This window comes from Paraburkholderia sp. IMGN_8 (assembly GCF_038050405.1).
Classification (GTDB): domain Bacteria; phylum Pseudomonadota; class Gammaproteobacteria; order Burkholderiales; family Burkholderiaceae; genus Paraburkholderia.
In genome coordinates this window covers 884578-899777 of sequence record NZ_CP150900.1, presented here as the reverse complement: position 1 = coordinate 899777, position 15200 = coordinate 884578, and the positions used below count along the sequence as shown (strand labels likewise).

15 protein-coding genes are annotated in these 15200 nt (G+C 53.7%); 4 read left to right on the top strand and 11 right to left on the bottom strand.

Features of this window, described 5'->3' with window-relative positions; genetic code table 11:
• Positions 1-48: 48 nt before the first annotated feature.
• From WN982_RS04340 to WN982_RS04315, 6 genes are all read right to left on the bottom strand, one after another.
• Positions 49-1032 (bottom strand): reverse transcriptase family protein, encoded by a 984-nt coding sequence (locus WN982_RS04340; protein ID WP_341314552.1) that lies wholly within the window; start codon positions 1030-1032, stop codon positions 49-51.
• A gap of 25 nt (positions 1033-1057) precedes the next feature.
• Positions 1058-1336, bottom strand: coding sequence for a helix-turn-helix transcriptional regulator (locus WN982_RS04335; RefSeq protein WP_230417525.1), 279 nt, complete (start codon positions 1334-1336; stop codon positions 1058-1060).
• 66 nt (positions 1337-1402) lie between these two features.
• The gene (locus WN982_RS04330) at positions 1403-1645 is read right to left on the bottom strand and encodes a hypothetical protein (protein ID WP_341314551.1); all 243 of its coding nucleotides are present in this window, start codon (positions 1643-1645) and stop codon (positions 1403-1405) included.
• A 473-nt stretch (positions 1646-2118) separates the two neighbouring features.
• Positions 2119-2421, bottom strand: coding sequence for a hypothetical protein (locus WN982_RS04325; protein WP_341314550.1), 303 nt, complete (start codon positions 2419-2421; stop codon positions 2119-2121).
• A 335-nt stretch (positions 2422-2756) separates the two neighbouring features.
• Complete coding sequence (locus tag WN982_RS04320) at positions 2757-4070, bottom strand: HEPN/Toprim-associated domain-containing protein (RefSeq protein ID WP_341314549.1); 1314 nt, start codon at positions 4068-4070, stop codon at positions 2757-2759.
• Between the two features lie 70 nt (positions 4071-4140).
• Complete coding sequence (locus tag WN982_RS04315) at positions 4141-4947, bottom strand: hypothetical protein (RefSeq protein ID WP_341314548.1); 807 nt, start codon at positions 4945-4947, stop codon at positions 4141-4143.
• Between the two features lie 505 nt (positions 4948-5452).
• Here WN982_RS04315 and WN982_RS04310 point away from each other — a divergent pair.
• The 4 genes from WN982_RS04310 to WN982_RS04295 all read left to right on the top strand — a co-directional run bounded on the left by WN982_RS04310 (position 5453) and on the right by WN982_RS04295 (position 11899).
• Entirely contained in the window at positions 5453-6094 is a 642-nt protein-coding gene (locus tag WN982_RS04310) for a DUF2971 domain-containing protein (protein ID WP_341314547.1), read from the top strand.
• Positions 6095-7694: 1600 nt separating this feature from the next.
• On the top strand, positions 7695-9935 hold the full coding sequence (locus tag WN982_RS04305) for a phage/plasmid primase, P4 family (RefSeq protein WP_341314546.1): 2241 nt from the start codon (positions 7695-7697) through the stop codon (positions 9933-9935).
• A 259-nt stretch (positions 9936-10194) separates the two neighbouring features.
• Positions 10195-11340: a site-specific integrase gene (locus tag WN982_RS04300; protein WP_341314545.1), complete on the top strand. Its 1146-nt coding sequence runs from the start codon at positions 10195-10197 to the stop codon at positions 11338-11340.
• A 70-nt stretch (positions 11341-11410) separates the two neighbouring features.
• Positions 11411-11899 (top strand): hypothetical protein, encoded by a 489-nt coding sequence (locus WN982_RS04295; RefSeq protein WP_341314544.1) that lies wholly within the window; start codon positions 11411-11413, stop codon positions 11897-11899.
• A gap of 264 nt (positions 11900-12163) precedes the next feature.
• Here WN982_RS04295 and WN982_RS04290 read toward each other — a convergent pair whose 3' ends face one another.
• The 5 genes from WN982_RS04290 to WN982_RS04270 all read right to left on the bottom strand — a co-directional run bounded on the left by WN982_RS04290 (position 12164) and on the right by WN982_RS04270 (position 15186).
• Entirely contained in the window at positions 12164-12496 is a 333-nt protein-coding gene (locus WN982_RS04290; protein ID WP_341314543.1) for a hypothetical protein, read from the bottom strand.
• 146 nt (positions 12497-12642) lie between these two features.
• Positions 12643-13332: a hypothetical protein gene (locus WN982_RS04285; protein WP_341314542.1), complete on the bottom strand. Its 690-nt coding sequence runs from the start codon at positions 13330-13332 to the stop codon at positions 12643-12645.
• A gap of 150 nt (positions 13333-13482) precedes the next feature.
• Positions 13483-14304 (bottom strand): Sir2 family NAD-dependent protein deacetylase, encoded by an 822-nt coding sequence (locus WN982_RS04280; RefSeq protein ID WP_341314541.1) that lies wholly within the window; start codon positions 14302-14304, stop codon positions 13483-13485.
• Positions 14305-14430: 126 nt separating this feature from the next.
• Positions 14431-14790 (bottom strand): hypothetical protein, encoded by a 360-nt coding sequence (locus WN982_RS04275; protein WP_341314540.1) that lies wholly within the window; start codon positions 14788-14790, stop codon positions 14431-14433.
• An 18-nt stretch (positions 14791-14808) separates the two neighbouring features.
• Positions 14809-15186, bottom strand: a complete 378-nt coding sequence (locus tag WN982_RS04270) for a hypothetical protein (protein WP_341314539.1) — start codon at positions 15184-15186, stop codon at positions 14809-14811.
• Positions 15187-15200: the final 14 nt, after the last annotated feature.

Sequence of the window (15200 nt, the reverse complement as noted above, 5' to 3'; positions counted from 1 at the left end):
AGTTAAGTTCACCAATGTCCAATCGGCCGTGCGTCGCTGCCGCGCAGATCACCAAGGAACAGTTGACATGCCGTCAACCCCAACGGGCACTACGACGTCAATCGAGTTCTTTCTTTTTGTCACCATTGGGACGAGCTGCAATTGCTCTCGTATGAAAGCGATGCGTCGCTTCAACGCTTGTCCCTCAGTAGAATGAAAACGCGCAAGCATGCTGACCCGACCTATGACGGAGGGTAAAAGCGCTCGCGCCTCCGAGAAAGCGCCAGTCGCGAATGTCAGTTCGAGCTTGTGTACGGCAGCGCGAATCTGTCCTCGCTGCTGACCTGACAGGCTGGGATCCCCGTTGACGCCAAGCTTGGTTGCTGTGATGCGGCCGCTCGCCGTCAGGATTTTGTGTTTCGATCGTTTGGCAGAATAGCCGTGTCGTGCCAGCATTGCGTACACGACTGCGATCACTGACTGCTTATCGATATGAGCAATGCCAGTGCTGGAAGAAATACAAACATCGTCAACATATCGCGAATATCGTATTCCTCGAGACGCCATCTCCGCATGTATCGCTGGTTCGACACGCCAAAAGACGAGATTCGCGACATGCGGACTTGTGATGGCCCCTTGCGGGAGAGCGCCATCTTTGGTGCAAAGAGCTGCTAGGCACTGTGCCACGTCGGCAGAAAAACCGAAGAACTGGGACCAGACTTCCTCCACGAGATGCTGCGTAGTCGAGGGAAAGAACCCCTGTATGTCTTCGCTAATCAGGATCTTTGAATTGCGATGCAGCAGCGCGTTCGTGCGATAGTCCTGCCCTTTCACACTGCCAGTCAGGTAGTTGGGAAACCTTACTCGATCGAGAATGGCCAGCTTGATCCGCCGATGAATGTCCTTCAACACCGGCTTCGCATCAAACGTTTCGCGGAGCGTACCGTCCGCTTTTTCGATCTTGTCCGCGACTCGGTAAAGAGAGGAAGCTTTGGCGGCGACTGCAGCGAGTTGCTCGGCTGTTACACCCAGCGCTCGCGACAATGCCGCCATACTTTCTATGGGAGTAGCCGTGTACCTAGGAACCCCTGACCGGTTCATGTGTATCACTCAATATCTCCAACGCCGCGCGGGCGAGCTGACCGGAGAGTTCTTTATCCATACCTGCAAGCTCTTCTCGATCTGATCCCAGAAAGAACAGAATCTCCGTTGGGATGCGTAACGCTCCAGCAATGCTCTTCAAAGTGGATAGCGACGGATCCCTTTGATTGCTTTCCAACATGGAAAGGTAAGAAATCGAACAACCCGCAAGTCCCGCTAATTCAGCCTGTGACAACGACCTACGAGTCCGACACATCTTGATAGCCTGACCCATGTTCATAGTACTCACCCAATCAACTGTGGGGCTTGCCGTGACTTGGCTTTACTGCCAACGATCCATCAGATCCGTGATGTTAGTCACGATCCTCAAGACCATTGCGAAGATGCGAAAAACTCGGCCTTCGAGTTCTCCACGCCGAACAACTTCGAGGCGTTCGGACTGCTGTTTCAGCAATTCGAGTACATCATCGAGTTCCGCCAGTACACTAGCGTCGAGTTGGCTGTGATAGATCTCGCGCAGCTTTTGCAGCGTCGCGATTGCTACTGTTAAAGCATCTCTCTGCATTTCGCAGCTCCCAGAACGCGGCGCCACCGCCGCTGTCCCGTATCGGCGTAGCCCAACGTTCCTCACGGCGAATGAATCGAAAGGAGCCAACCGACGCGCAAGCCCAACACCAGTCCCTTCGGCTGGAGGAAGTCCCATCGGTCGTCCCACAACGGAACGACGATCCGGCTTCCTCGACGCGGCCGTACCCGACCCGCGCACCGATACCTCTCTAACCCTGGACGCTAGAGCCGCCCGTTCCGCGTTCTGCCGGACGGGCAAATGCACAACTGATTCCTCGACGTGATGGGAAAATGCCACTGCTCACCTAGGCGATACGCCTAGCCTGCGAGAAGCAGTAGACCACGAAAAATCAACACGTGCAAGGCAAATGTTCACTGTGTGTGAATATTTCGACGAGTTCACTAACTGCCCTTTTCGTCGGAACGAAAAAAAAGCTCCCGAAGGAGCCCTCTGTTCCCGCAATCCGGCCGTCACTTCTTACCCATCGGCTCGTGCTTGTCTTTGATCATCTGGTAGTAAGTGCTCGCTCCCGCCTTCGTCAGCTTCACTTCGGAGATGAACTTCTCGATGATGTCTTTCCGCGTCACGTCCTTGACGGAACGCATCCGCTTGTAGATTTCCGTCGCCAGTTCCATCTTCGTCGGCGTAGCCGGTTCAGCCTTCGCTGCGGTATCGTTCGTCGTCGCAGTACCGACATTTGCCTTCACGTCGGCGCCAACAGGCTTACCTGCTTTCTCGTCTTTACCCGCCACGCCTTGCTTCTGATCGACCATGATCGCACTCCATTCGTTGAAAGTGCGTCCAGGGTCCAGGAGATCCACCTTCAAGGCAACGGCAAGCGAACGACTACGACAAACACAACGCCGACCACCTCGAAATTCATCGAGCAACAGTGACAGTTTTCACGTCACCCTCATGCACCGGCTCTATATCTCCTTGATCCAACGGAGAATTTCGAGCCAGATTATTAGCTTAAAGGGGTTAAGCTGCGCTACCATTCGTCATTCGACTCGACGCACAATCCGCCGCTACGCCGCGGATCGCAACCGGCCACGTGCGGGCAAATTTACAGGGGTGGCGAGAATAATTAATTGAGCAATGTTCGCTGTCAGCAAAACTCCGCAACAGCTAACCAACTGCATTCTTCCACCAACGCATCCAGCACGCGCTCAATCTTACTCACGTCGTAGCGGCCGTCCCGGATCGTCTCTCGTTTCTGATCGAAGAACTCATTGGCATACGATTCTTTGTATTCCAAGGCGCCGTGGTAGACACCGCTGTCCCTCTTGTAGTTTGTCCACACGACTTTGGCCGGTCCGTACTGCGGGAGGTTCAGGTCAAGGTAGCACTCGATTGCGGCTGCTCGCCCATTGATATCCGAATTTCTAACGCCATCGGGCCCCTGCGAGGGAAACTGCCGGAACTCCTGCATGTCAGGCAAGACCAGTGTTCCCATATTAAGAGGCAACTTAAACCGGCGCACCGTTTTTAAAGCATCAACGCCTTCAGCATCATTGTCGAACACGAATACGATCTTGTTCTGGACGTCGATCTTTGCCAACCCCTCAGCGAACCTAACCAACCCTCCTGTGCCCGAGAAAGGATGTCGTTCGCTGACATCGATGAAACGGAAGAAATCGACCACCTCGGGCCGCAGTAACTGAATCGCATGCGTCAGGATATGGACATCCGATGATCCTTCAGTGACGATTAGGAAAGTTTGCCTCCGCCGCGCGCAAGGAGTGAACTCATCTACGCTTGCTCGCCCTTCTTCAACTAATGGACCGTATCTCCAATCCACGGTTAGGCGTCGGTTGGCCGGGCATTCGGCAAGTAGCCGCAACATCGAGTACGGGCCGAGAAAATCGATCAAAGCTCCAAAAAATGACCTTTCCGAATACGCCCAACTCTTGCCGTCTGAATCACCGGGAATACGCGCAAGTTGTTTTTTACCGCCGAACCGATCCCGGAATATTCGCTCACCTTCATCATTTATATCCTCGATAACTTCGCCGCTCAGGGCTTCGATCGGATAGGCTTTAATGAAGTCCAAATATTCATCGAAACTCATCGGTTCGGGGACCGCCTCCGCCTCGGCTCCGTTGGTATCGAAAGCTTCCAATAGGGCAAGTCGATCCTCCCGCCACTGCTTCGTGGCCACTTCATAGAAGTGACGAACTGTATCCAGACGAAAACCCAGCAATTCCAGACGAGGAACGATGGCGTCAAGCGACCGACTGAACGACATTTCAAACCCAGCGGGGCTTTGCCCTTCCCTTTCGAAGTATCCGTAGTCGATTCCATCGCACTCAAGGCGTTTGCGGTCCTGCTCCTGGTAGAGAGGACCGTGATCTTTACCCCTTACATTTTGACTCCAATCAACGGTCATCCCGCCGACTTCAAGAGAAATTTCAGTGCTCATGGTAGCTCTGTCGTCGTTGCTCTGATAACGGTGGTGAAGGAATTGCGTGCTTAAAGCAATCGACCTATCGTCAGCTATCAAATTGCATTGCGCTATTTTTTTGAATGGCTTCTGCCAGATCCGGCCTGTGGACCCGCAGGATCGAGTCGAACGTCTCTCGTGCGTAGGGTGCGACCCAATACTCACATCCGTCAGGAGGGGTTGATCCGCACTCCATATGATCCATGTAGTCACCCGACATCACGTAATGTTCGTTTACCGAGACCACATAGGAGAAGTGGAGAACGAAGATCGCAATCGCGTCCAACCGGATCTGTTCGAGAGCGGTACCTCGGTTGCGGTTGTACACTTCCCGATTGTTCAGCATGACGTTTTCGAAGAAATTATAGTGAGTGTTATCGTTGCATCGGTTTCGGATCTTCTTGTAGTTATCGTCCGCATGGAGAACGCTGTTGATCGTACGAAGCGTTTCACTAGACCGTATGTAATTAGACATCACGCGGTACTCGGGCAACTTCACTCGACCATGCAGCCAACCGTTGATCTGCTCAGCCAGTAGCGTCTTCGCGGTGAAATCCCATCCCTTGCGGTGCTCTCGAAGGTACAGGTCCGAATAGACGTTGATCACGGCCGAATCGTAGTATTTTCTCAACAGGGCATAGGCATCGTTGATCCGACCATCTCGTAGAACCATGCTGATGGATGCGATCGTGCCCGCAATCGCGGAGTAAACGTAAGTATCGATATTGCAGATTGCAGTCGTTCCCACAGAGACGAACTGGAAAACGCCATCGGCGAGGCTCTCGTAAAATCGGGCATACCGTTCCAGCTCGTCGAAGAGGACGTGCTTTTGATACTCTGGATCCGAAACCCTCATGAGTGTTCCCCGCAGATCGAAGCGTTTTCTATGCACGCCTCTACATGCTAAATGAATTGGCGCACATGGATCGGATTGCTGCCCAGTCGGCAGCAACGTCGATTCGTGCCCACATCGTATCAATACGATAGCTGCCACTTCAAAAATTCAGCGCGCAACAGTGACAGATTTCACGTCACCCTCACTCGAACCTGTGCCATCCCCTTGATCTGACCGGAATTTTCGAGCCACGTCATGAGCTTATTAACAGTAGGACGAACCTCCGGTTGGCCCTGTTTCATTCGCAGATGACACACCGCCTTTAGCATTAGAGAACGAATGGTGATTGCAAAGTCGAGAAGCTGGGGTTGAAGAGTCGGTTTTCCGAACACTCCGGGCGCCGTGCTCGCTGTGGACAGGCTCGATTACAGCACAAGCACTCAAGTTGAGCTACAACTTGACGATAAGATAGGCTGTTGGTTGACCACTGGCGCATGTGCAATTAAAAAATAACGGGAATCAGGAAATGACAATACTCCGTCGCTACACGAATCTACCGTCGCTGCTACACATGCTTCAAAACGGAAAGCTCACATTGCTTGACCCCAAAAAGTGGGATGACAGTAACGACTCATCGGGCATGGAGTTGTATCGCAAACGAAAGGAATTGACGTCTGTTGTTGCGCTTTGCTTCGCTTGGGGCGATGAGACATATCATCATTGGCACGTGTTCGCGGGCGGCGCCGGTGGTGCATGTATCGTATTTGACAAAGACAAGTTGCTGGCGACCTTTGATGAAAAGAAAGTGCGTCACAAGAAGGTCACCTACAAGAAGCTGGCGGACCTGGAGGAAGGGAAACTGAAGCTCGACGACTTGCCGTTCACGAAGCGTTGGGGCTACCGGCACGAGAACGAGTTTCGTGCAATCTATGAAAGCGCAGACAAGAAACACACGTATTTCGATGTCGAAATCCCGTTAGATACCATTTCACGCGTCCTTCTCAGTCCTTGGTTACCAGAGTCTATTGTTTCGACGACGCGAAACATCATAAATAACATCGAAGACTGTCAGAAGATCACCGTCGTACGTTCAACACTCACGGGCAGCAAAACTTGGAAACAGGCGTTCAAAGAAGCCGCAGACAACGCCGGTCGCAAAGCAGCCTGACGACCGTAGCACGACTCACGCCTGCACGTTCACCGCCACTGGCCACGACGCCGACTCTCCGTCGCCAGTTTCATTTTGGTCGGCGTAGCCGGTGCCGCCTTCGCTGCAGGACTATTTCCCTTCGAAATGGTTGCCGCAGTAGCCGGCCTGGCCACCTTCTCGTCCCTGCTCGTTGACCTTGCTTTCGATCAACCTCGGTCTCATCCCATTCGGTGAAAGTGCATCTAGGTCTAGCAGACCTCCCTTCAATGCAATGGTGAACAAGCAAACACGACCTACGCGACGGCGACCACAGCGAAGTCCGACGAGCAACAGTGACAGTTTTCACGCCATCCTTACGCGCCAGCGCTATATCCTCTTGATCCAACAGGGATTTTTGAGCCAGATCATTAGCTTAACTAGATTCTGCCGTAGAACCATCCCTGTCCGGTCCGCATGCTCGTGCCGTCGCCGACCGCGCAGGTGGAGGGGGTGGGACACATCACATCATTCTGATCGAAGAGCGCGGTTTTTAAACGATTAAACAATTTCTCTTGTTTTTTAAAAGTTTTTATATAGAAGAAGATGAGTGGAGAACTTTTTGAAAATCGATGAAATCGTTGAATTGTTTAATGGTGTTGCGCACATGCAACGAGTGAGGTCGGGATGAGCGGAGCCGCGAACCGGGAGGGTATCCGGACGCCGAAAAGGTGCGCTGGGCGAATCTATGGACCTGCGGTGCGTCTCACAATGACCGCTGCACGACAAACCTTCCGCGAGGATTTGTAACAGCCCTTCTCGCCCACGTATTCGGAAAACCTGCTCGCCGCGGTGGCGCCAGCCTGGGACATGCAACGTATACTAGTTTCGCTCAGGCCCTTGCTCCAGCCATCCGGCCTCGGTACAGTTCGCCTGTCGGAAGTTATGCACAGATTTCCTCGGATGACATCATTCGATGAGGTCGTAGTTACTCACTCCGCAGGGGCCATAAGGTAGTGTGAGCGCCCCGGGAAATCGCGTTCTGAGCGATCCCTGCCCAGTCACCTGGGTTGCAGTGGTACGACTTTCGATCAAAGCCCCGTTCATGACGAACGGACTTTGGTCGATGACGTCCACTGCATCAGCCTCTATCCTCATGCAGCTCGCCATCGGCCGCTAATTCACAGCGAGGCCAATTCATGGCAAACCGTAGCATCACGCCTTATCTCAACGTATTCCTCCGGAAGGGCGACATCCGTCAGTCCGCCCCTGACTATCAGATCGCTCATCTCCCCCCCGATCACCCCATTTGGCCAGCCAACGATGGTGACGGACCGTACCCCGTTTATTGCTTCCGGATCTGGGATTGCGTCCGCTGTCCCAATTACCTGACCCGGCACAATCCTGCCCGCACAATTGGAATGGATGGCGAAGCCTGCGGCATCGTCTGCAACGACTGCAATACCATCTATGCAGCTAGGGAACTCCCCCCGAACGAGTACTTTGTATGGGGCGCCTGTAATCCTCGCGACAGCGAACTGACGATTCCATAACCAACCGCTGACACCCCAAATTCCGTACTGAACTATACCCGGAGGCGGCATCCGCTACCCTCCGTCCAGATACTATGCATTCCTAACTTATGAATATCGATCCAGTCAAAAAATACTCCGTCCTTGCCGCCGAGGGTTTCGCCTGCTTCCCGATTGTTCCGAACGAAAAACGCCCCCTCACGTCAAACGGATTTAAGGACGCGAGCCTGGACCCCGAGCAACATCGGGCGTGGGCAAAGCAATTCCCCAACTCGAACATTGCATACGCTACTGGGACTCCGTCCGGACGCCTGCTCGTGATCGACGTCGATGTAAAAAACAAGAAATCCGGCGCGAAGTCATACATCGCCCTCGAAAAAGAGCTTGGCCCTTTCCCCGAAACCCGGACGGTGCTGACGCCGTCAGGGGGATTTCACAAGTTGTACACATACCCCGAAGGTATGAAAATTCGGAGCAAGGTTGGATTCCGCGAGGGCATCGACGTCCGGGGTGACGGCGCCTATTGCGTTGCTCCGCCCTCTTCCATCAACGGTGAAGAATACGATTGGGTCGATCGGAGCACCCCGATTGAACCCGCACCTGCGAAGCTGCTGGAAGAACTCGCCAAGCATGGCACTACTAGCCATAAACGCAAGTTTGCCAAGGCCAAGCCTGTCCCTGCAGGCAATCGCAACCAGTCGATCATGCTCTATGCGTTCTCCCTGCTCAACGGCGGTCTCGACCCCGATCGGCTGGAAGAGGAGTTACTTGAGTACAACGCAGATTGCTGCAACCCGCCGCTCCCCGAGTCCGAGGTCGCGCAAACCGCCGTGAACGTCATCAGGTCGCATCAGGAAAACGTCGGCAGTGTCATGCACACGACCGACCTCGGCAACGCGAAGCGTATGTCCGAACTGTACCGTGAGTCGCTTCGTTACGTGAGTGAAACCAAACAGTGGCTGGAAAAACAGAGCTCGGGGGTCTGGCGGCGCGTCGATGAACTGCATGTGCTCTTCCTCGCCCGGAAACTGATCGCCCTGATCTACGAGGAGATGTTTCGGCTGTCACCCGGCAATCGCCAGTCAATGGCTTTGCACGCACAATATACCGAGAGCAACACTGGCCTGAAGAACGCCGTCGATCTGTTCCGGTCGGAGTCCGGTATCGCGGTTTCGGCAATCGACCTTGATCAGGGCGATTGGCTGCTCCCCGTCCGGAATGGACTCATTGATTTGCAGACCGGCACCTTCATGCCGATGCGGCCAGACCTGCATATCACGTATACTGCAGCAGTGGACTACGATCCGGATGCCACCTGCCCGATATGGGAAGCCTTCCTGCTGCAGATCATGAGCGGCAATGTCGAACTGGTGGAGTACCTGCGTCGCGCCATCGGCTACACGTTGACCAGCCAGACATCGGAACACGCCTTGTTCTTCGCGTACGGCAGTGGTGCGAACGGGAAATCAACCTTTCTCAATGTGCTGCGTGCTCTGTTCGGCGATCTCGGCGCGCAGGCCAACGGCGACATGCTCCTCGAAAAAAATGGCGCAGCGGGCATGAGCCAGAACGCAGCGAGCAGCGAAGTCGCCCGCCTGATGGGAAAACGCCTCGTCGCCATGAGCGAAGTCGAAGACGGACGGCACTTTAGCGAGAAGACCGTGAAGTGGTATACCGGCGGCGAAGTCATCACGGCGCGCATGCTGTACCAGAACGCATTCGAGTTCAAGCCCCGGTTCAAGCTCTGGCTCGCTGGTAACTACAAGCCGACGGTCAAGGGCTCCGACCACGGCATCTGGCGTCGTATGAAGTTGATCCCTTTCACGGTCACGATTCCGCCTGAAGAGCGCGACCCGGACCTTGAGCGTAAGCTGTGCGCGGAACTGCCCGGCATCTTGAACTGGGCCCTGGTCGGCTGCCAGCACTGGCGGGAGAACGGGTATAAGCTCAATGAACCCCAGGTCATCACGAACGAGGTCGCCGAGTACCGCGGCGAAATGGACATCGTGAGCAGTTGGCTCTCAGAGTTCACCCGCAACGACCCGGAAGGCGAAATCCACTTCGGCGACACTTATAAGTTCTTCAAGGCATGGAGCGAGTCGCAGTACAACTTCGCGTATTCCGGCAAGCGGTTCGGCATGATATTGCAGGACAAGGGGTACAAGCCGGCATCTAGGCCCCATCGGGTCTACAAGGGCCTGAGGCTGGTCGTGGACCTCGAATTCAACGAGAACACGGGTGCCTATGTCGGCCATCGGTTCATACACGACGAGGTCCAGCAACGGCGGAAGGACTGGCAGGAGACGCTTCTTGACCGGATGTCCGGCGACGACGATCGTGTCTCGGCTTAATTTATCGTAATGTCCCTTTAGAACGGACCGTGCAGTGCACGGTCCGTTTTTTTTCGGCCACGACGTCGCCCGTTAGGCGGCTTACAAGTCGCCCGTGGCACATACCCCCCAACAGCCATTTGTAACCCGCCAGAGCGCGCGCTAAACGCCCTGTGCTCGATCGGTTCTCTTACCCCTGGCATGGGCGAAAGCTGTTGTCATACCCCGTGTCAGCCCGGATGGTGTTGCTCATTAATTACTTTTTGCAAGGAGCAACACCATGACGCTCATCCGTCGAAACAACAGCAAGAACTGGTACTACCAGTTCCAGATTCAGGGAAAGAAGTTCTTCGGTTCGACCGGGACGCCGAACAAGACGAAAGCCGCGCAGGTCGAACGCGAAGTCCGCAATCGCGCGCACAGCGAGCGGTATCTTGGCGATGCCCCAGAGATCACCGTCAAGGACGCGCTGGAGCAATACGTTGAGTCCCGCAAGGGCACCGCCTATTACAGCGGCATGTGGTCAGGCATCCGGAAAGCGATGGGGTACAAGCTTCATTCGAAGACGAAGGCGAAGCTTCCCTGTTATGGATTTTCGCCCGACATGCTGCTGCACGAACTGACAACGCGTGATTTCGAAGTCCTCGTCGCCAAACGCAAGGCCGAAGGCGACAAGCCAGCGACCATCAAGCACGAGATTGGCTTGCTGCGCGCAACCATCAACGAGATGACAAAGCTCGGCTTCAAAGTTAATCGCGAAATCGTATTTCCAGCGCTTAAGACTTCTTATAGGCTTCGATATCTGGATTCCAGCGAAGAGTCGGCGTTATTGCTCGAACTCGATCCGGAGCGGCTTAGAAACGGTTTAAAGCCGTTAGAAACGCGAACACCTGAGATGACGCGGAATGTGCAGGACAACTACGACATCACAGTTTTCCTGCTAGATACGGGGTGTCGCTATTCCGAGGTCGCAAACATTCCGTGGTCGGCGATCAGCCTCGATGCATGCACAATCAGTCTGTACCGGAGCAAAGTACGAAACGAGGATGTCTTGCACATGACCTCGCGACTCGAAGCGATTCTTCGTCGCCGGTGGGAAGAACGCAGACCCGGTCAGCGGTACGTCTTTGAAGATCGCACCGGCAATGAACGCGGCTACAGCACGAAATCGATCAAGAAGGCGATCGAGCGCGCGGGGCTAAATGATCCGGCAGTCGTCAAGGAACGCGGCGGACGCGTCACCCTTCACACGCTGCGACACACGTTCGCGAGCAAGTTAGTCAGAGCCGGCGTAAGTTTGTACGAGGTATCGGTATTGCTCGGCCACAGCGACCCGAAGATGACGCAGCGATATGCGCATCTGAGCCCGAACGATGCGAGCCGGAAGGCCGTCAGGGTCATCGATTCGCTGTTGCAACCGGCCTAATTCATTGATACGGGATCGTCCCCGGTGTATAAATCGGCAAACACATTACGCCGAGCAACGGGGACCACGCATGTTGACTGACATTGGCGAATACATCGTCGGGGCGTACCTACAATTGAAGCTCGACTGCGACGTGGTCGACTACAACGTGCGCCCGCCTGGCGGCGGACTTCAGGGCCTTGAGGAATTGGATGTCATCGGATTGAACTTGAAGACGCGGACCGCGTACCTCTGCGAGGTCACGACGCACATTCGGGGCCTTCAGTATGGCGATCACAGCACGACCATCGCGCGAATCAGGAAGAAGTTCCAGCGGCAGCAGCAATACGGCGCAAAGTATCTCAGCGATTTTTCGTGCCAGCACATGCTCTGGTCGCCTGTCGTGCCCACGGGATTCTTGACCCAAGCCTTTTCCGAAATCGATGGTCTGCAGTGCGTGATCAATGGCGATTACAAGCGCCGCATCGGCGAACTTCAGGCACTTGCCGCCGAGACGACACATGATGCCCGCAACCCGGTATTTCGCTTGTTACAGATACTGGAGCACCTGCGAGATTAGGCGCCGTTTCCGCTTCCGCTCTAGCCTGAAAATAGGGCGCGATTTTCGTCTGATGCAGCGCGTATAAATCCGGGATTCTTCGGGAGCGAAAACATATCGGGACTTGGTCTCAGTCTGCCCCCCGCATTAACCGTGCTTATCATGCTCGGGCTTCTGCATGGCCACGTCGAACATCGGGTTCCGGAACCCGGCACCGCGTAGTCGCCTCGGCCAACCACGAATTGCCAATCATGCCTCCAGTTCATGGTACGCGGCGAAGTCTATCTACGACTGATTGAGGTGCTCCTGTATCACCTCAAGGAGCCGCCGAGCATATCGTGGCTTATCGACCTTATCGACGTACCAGAACTCGTAGTGATGTAGCTCGTTGTTTTCGATTTCGGCACGAACTACGATCTCAATGCAGAACTTCCCGTCGTTGCGTTTGCCCATGCGCCCGAGCAATGCGTCATTGCCGTCCTTCGCAATGGCGATGAGGTAACCGTCCTCTTCAAGAACGAATTGCCAGATCCGATTGAGCGTATCGACCGACATGACGCCGATCCGCTCCTGCACCTCCGGCCACGACTTCCCTTCAAACAAATTCTCGAATCCCATATCAAGCCTCAATAATCACATCTGGGTGACGCCGTACCCCACGACAGCGCACACTGATCGGGCATCCCGCGCGATTAACCACAGATTTCACCGAAAATTTATTCCCCGGACCGGTATAGCATTAACCCCAACGACCGGCCATTCGATTATTTTCGATTAAACACTTGTGACCGTGGACAACGATCCATTTCTGCTCTTAGGGCAGCTTCCTCTTCTTCCCATTCTTCAACAAGAAGGTCTTGCTTCGCTTTCGACATCCCTTTCCATCCTTCCAGATTTTTAGGATGCCTGCGTTGCATCTCTTGATACTGTCGTGACAAAACCCTAAATGGCGCTTCATCTTTCTCCCACTGCTCACGACGCCTCTTGTTGATTCGAGCTGTTGGATTCCAGTTTAGGTTTGCATCATGATCCCCATTCACTTTCAACCAATCCTTGATCATGTAATACACCATCATGAGAAACATAATGATGAACGAAGCAATATCACATGAAATAAGATCGACTTCACCGCCATGAAACAATACGAACCAAAAATAACCAGGAACGCTGAAGGCTAGTTGTATCCAGTGCCGAGCTGCTTCAATGTCGTTAAACGGATACACGAGAATGTCTTGAAACATCCAAACATAGCCGAAAACACAAACATACAGTCCCGTCCATCCCAACCTTCCCTGATCTTTCCAAAACTTGATCTCGTCCCTGTCTTTCGTCTGTCGTCGTTTGCAGTACGATATTACCAATAACGACAAGGCTACTAAGGGAGCTGCTATCCAAACCACAACCCAAAACAAATTCACAACCCGGCGTAGAAAAGCTAAGAACGGATTATCCATGGTTTTATTTTCACCGTCACTCGTACCTCACCCCAGAGGCACAATAAGACCTTACCGCCGATGATCACCACCATTTTTCACATAGTTACTCGATCCGATTAGCTCCCCAAAAAACCACCACAAATCCATCATCTGCTATCATCCGATTTTTTAATTGACCATTTCCCGATCGATACACCGAAGCATTGCTAATGCCGAACCCCGAAAGGCGACTCCTTCAAGGTCCCCAATGCCCGCATCCTCCGGGTTGATTCGAATCAGCGGGATGCCAAGACTTTCAGAAAACATACGGATACTAGGCAAAGCAAGTCCGGCGCCAATCTCGATTACGACTGCCTTCCGCGCTTCCTTCTGCCACTGCTGAAAATTCATTTGCTGCTTAGACGTTCGTGATGCCAGCCAAGCCGGGTCAGAAAATAGCAGGAAATTCGGTCGCGCAACCCCACCGCAGTACGAACATCGCGGTAGATTTTCGGAAGTGAGACGATTAATATCTCCCAACGCATCCGCCATGCTCCCCGCCGCCCAGATCGAGGGACAGCACGGCTTTGTGCATTGCATAAAGTTGATCGATCCGTGGCACTCGACCACGCGTTCCTCGTCAAATCCCGCAGCGTGGAAGTGACCATCGACATTACTCGTATAGACAAATGCACCATGCGTCGCCCGTTCCGCCCAGCGAAGGAGTATCCCGTATCCTTCGTGCGGCACTGTTTGGCTACAAACCTGCAGTGCTCGCCCATAGAAACGCCACGCGGCTACCGGATCCCTCGCAAAGCAGTCTCCCTGCGTCAATGACTGGATATCGCGTTCTCGCATACCATTGGGGAGAAGAGTTGTCCACAGACCATTTGATCCACGGAAATCCGGCAACCCTGAATCGACGCTCATCCCAGCGCCTACCGCTATAATCAGCGCATCTGCGTCGTGAATCAGATTGGCGGCACGCTCTACAAGATGTGAGTTGATCATTTCAAGCTTTTGTTATCGATTGGGTCGGTGGCAGCGACAACTTGCAACTTGACCAGATGAGCACAACGATTCATACCTATGTTTTGCCGATCATGTCGCAACCCTTGAACGTCGATACCTTCCAACTTACTTGTATCCGTTCCAAACGGGGTCTGGATCGTCGTCCCATGAAGGCGCCCACTCGGTGACTTTCCATCGCGGATGGTCCAGATTAAATGGTGATCCCAGTCCCATTCTCACCCGGCATCGGTTATAGACAAAGCCGGATTTTCTGGCTTGCAGCATCTGCTGCTCAATCTCTACGAACTTCCCTGTCGATAGCAGTGGCCCCGAGCGCAGAAACTCCTCTCCTTCCAATGGAGAATCTGGCGTCCATATTTGCCACAGATATTTGAAAAGCCGTGGATTGGGATGAAGACCCGTGCTGAAGTACGTCAGCCCATCTGAACTGTAACGCTCGAAGCTCTTCCGTGTCGGAAACAGCATGACAACCCCTCCTACACGCTAATAGATCAAATGAAACCCTTTTCTGGTCAAGTAGTATTCCCACGGCTCAATACCCTCTTCCAGCATCCCTTCTTCACATAGTGAATCGAGGGCTGCACGCAGATTGTCTTTATCTTTTGGATTCAGCCAGTCCTGGATATATACCAGCCAAAATTCCTCATCCATACAACGGTCGCTTACCCCCGCTCTTTCAATTACGCTGAGAATCTTTGCTTTTGTCTTGGCGTATGGATCAACTGGCACCGACTGTTTGACAGTCGCCTCAATGCCCGTCATATGAGGTTCCAGTGACGTCAATATCTTCTGCATCAGATCTTCCAGCCGACGTACTTCGTCCTGGCCAGCCCCTGTAAGGCTGATTTCCAGCTTGATCATTCACGTCACCCCGT

What these genes read in the sequence shown, in the direction of transcription:
- WN982_RS04290 (WP_341314543.1), bottom strand. Translation starts at nt 12,496, where the DNA reads ATGGGATTCGAGAATTTGTTTGAAGGGAAGTCGTGGCCGGAGGTGCAG.
- WN982_RS04305 (WP_341314546.1), top strand. Translation starts at nt 7,695, where the DNA reads ATGAATATCGATCCAGTCAAAAAATACTCCGTCCTTGCCGCCGAGGGT.
- WN982_RS04310 (WP_341314547.1), top strand. Translation starts at nt 5,453, where the DNA reads ATGACAATACTCCGTCGCTACACGAATCTACCGTCGCTGCTACACATG.
- WN982_RS04330 (WP_341314551.1), bottom strand. Translation starts at nt 1,645, where the DNA reads ATGCAGAGAGATGCTTTAACAGTAGCAATCGCGACGCTGCAAAAGCTG.
- WN982_RS04275 (WP_341314540.1), bottom strand. Translation starts at nt 14,790, where the DNA reads ATGCTGTTTCCGACACGGAAGAGCTTCGAGCGTTACAGTTCAGATGGG.
- WN982_RS04315 (WP_341314548.1), bottom strand. Translation starts at nt 4,947, where the DNA reads ATGAGGGTTTCGGATCCAGAGTATCAAAAGCACGTCCTCTTCGACGAG.
- WN982_RS04295 (WP_341314544.1), top strand. Translation starts at nt 11,411, where the DNA reads ATGTTGACTGACATTGGCGAATACATCGTCGGGGCGTACCTACAATTG.
- WN982_RS04280 (WP_341314541.1), bottom strand. Translation starts at nt 14,304, where the DNA reads ATGATCAACTCACATCTTGTAGAGCGTGCCGCCAATCTGATTCACGAC.
- WN982_RS04300 (WP_341314545.1), top strand. Translation starts at nt 10,195, where the DNA reads ATGACGCTCATCCGTCGAAACAACAGCAAGAACTGGTACTACCAGTTC.
- WN982_RS04335 (WP_230417525.1), bottom strand. Translation starts at nt 1,336, where the DNA reads ATGTGTCGGACTCGTAGGTCGTTGTCACAGGCTGAATTAGCGGGACTT.
- WN982_RS04285 (WP_341314542.1), bottom strand. Translation starts at nt 13,332, where the DNA reads ATGGATAATCCGTTCTTAGCTTTTCTACGCCGGGTTGTGAATTTGTTT.
- WN982_RS04340 (WP_341314552.1), bottom strand. Translation starts at nt 1,032, where the DNA reads ATGGCGGCATTGTCGCGAGCGCTGGGTGTAACAGCCGAGCAACTCGCT.
- WN982_RS04325 (WP_341314550.1), bottom strand. Translation starts at nt 2,421, where the DNA reads ATGGTCGATCAGAAGCAAGGCGTGGCGGGTAAAGACGAGAAAGCAGGT.
- WN982_RS04320 (WP_341314549.1), bottom strand. Translation starts at nt 4,070, where the DNA reads ATGAGCACTGAAATTTCTCTTGAAGTCGGCGGGATGACCGTTGATTGG.
- WN982_RS04270 (WP_341314539.1), bottom strand. Translation starts at nt 15,186, where the DNA reads ATGATCAAGCTGGAAATCAGCCTTACAGGGGCTGGCCAGGACGAAGTA.